The 1,522-nt window shown below is 38.9% G+C and carries 3 protein-coding genes; all 3 read left to right on the plus strand.

Translation table 11 applies throughout. The annotated features are described in order from the left end of the window. On the plus strand, positions 1-412 hold a 412-nt coding region (locus tag ACJML3_RS00850), incomplete at its 5' end, for a hypothetical protein (RefSeq protein ID WP_406019786.1). Next, complete coding sequence (locus ACJML3_RS00855; protein WP_406019788.1) at positions 409-984, plus strand: hypothetical protein; 576 nt, start codon at positions 409-411, stop codon at positions 982-984. The genes ACJML3_RS00850 and ACJML3_RS00855, both read left to right, overlap by 4 nt. After that, positions 935-1,522, plus strand: a 588-nt coding sequence (locus ACJML3_RS00860) for a phage terminase large subunit family protein (RefSeq protein WP_406019790.1), incomplete at its 3' end; no start/stop codon positions are given. The genes ACJML3_RS00855 and ACJML3_RS00860, both read left to right, overlap by 50 nt.

Raw genomic sequence — 1,522 nt, forward strand, 5'->3', positions numbered from 1 at the left:
TGAACGTCTGAACGTTGCGAAAAATGCACTGGAGCAAGAAAGAGCTAATTTGATTCAACAGCTGGAGGTTGAACATGAACACCAGAAGACAGCGCAAATCAATGCAGCAAAAACGCAGGAAGACTTGGATGATCTTGAAAAGCGTTATACTAGTGCTATCGATGAACTTAATGCTCTGCAGTTGCAGTTCACAGAGTACACCGATTCCGACTCAGCAACACTGCCCTCAGATGCCTCAGCTTCCGGATCAATTCCAAAAGACAAATGTAAATGCAGTGGAAAAGACCAGGCAAAACTTCAAAGATTACTTACAGAACAACTGATTGTTGCAAAAGATTGTGACATCACAGCTACCTACTATAACCATTTGATTGACTGGTATAACAGTATTTCACAAGAGACAAACAAATGACTTTTTCTGATGGTGTTACTCAATTGGCTTTAGCTAAAAATTTGGGTGTGTCTCGCGCTCAGGTCAGAACCTTGATTGATAAAGGTATATTTAAGACTGATGAAGCTAAACGCGTGAGTTTATCTGCTGCAGTAGAAGCTTATAAGCAGTATCAAAAAAACATAGATCAGAATAAAAGAAGTAAAAGTCGTAAGGCTGCAACCAAACTCATAGATGAGATTAAATCATCTGTTGATGTTGGTGATGATTTTGAATCAACCTATAAGAACTGGCTTGGTCAGATTGAAAATAATCCTATTGCTGTTTTGAATGCAGCAAAAGCTTATATGACTGCAGTTCAGACTAAGCAGGAAAAATTAAAACTTGATGAGCTCGAAGGTCGTTTATATTCAATTGACCGTATCAACGCTGATGCGGAAAAGATAGGTCTAGCTATTAAATCAAAGTTTTCAAGTCTGCCTGCAAGAATTGCTACTGTATGTGAAGGAAGAACCGCAAGAGATATTGAGGAAATCATAAGTGATGAAATCAACAATTGCTTTGCAGAACTCCAGAAACTCTTTATTAAATAATCTATTTTTAAAGGCATTTCAAAAGACATTAAAACCAAGACCAAAACTGACCGGCTCTGAGTGGTCAGATCAATACCGTTTTGTAGCACCTGGAACATCACCTGAACCAGGTAAATGGAGAACTAGCAGAGTTCCTTATATGAAGGAGCCTCTAGATATGGCAACATCTCACAGTGTTGAAAAGGTTGTGATTATGGCAGCTTCGCAAGTTGCAAAATCAGAACTTCTCATGAATGTGATGGGTTACTACATAGATCAGGAACCTTCATCAATCATGATGATTCAACCTACTGTAGAAAATGCTGAAGCCTTCTCCAAAGAACGTATTGATCCTACCATTCAAGCTTCACCAGTTCTGAAAGAAAAAATGAGCGTTGCAGTTTCTGATGAAAAGGGACGCTCAAGAAAATCAAGTTCAACTATCCGTATGAAGCATTTCACCGGTGGTTATCTTGCAATGGTAGGTTCCAATTCACCTTCTGGGTTGGCATCTCGTCCTATACGTGTATTACTTTGTGATGAAATTGACAGATATGGC

Origin of the sequence: Succinivibrio sp., assembly GCF_045124615.1 — a bacterium.
Lineage (GTDB): Bacteria > Pseudomonadota > Gammaproteobacteria > Enterobacterales > Succinivibrionaceae > Succinivibrio > Succinivibrio faecicola.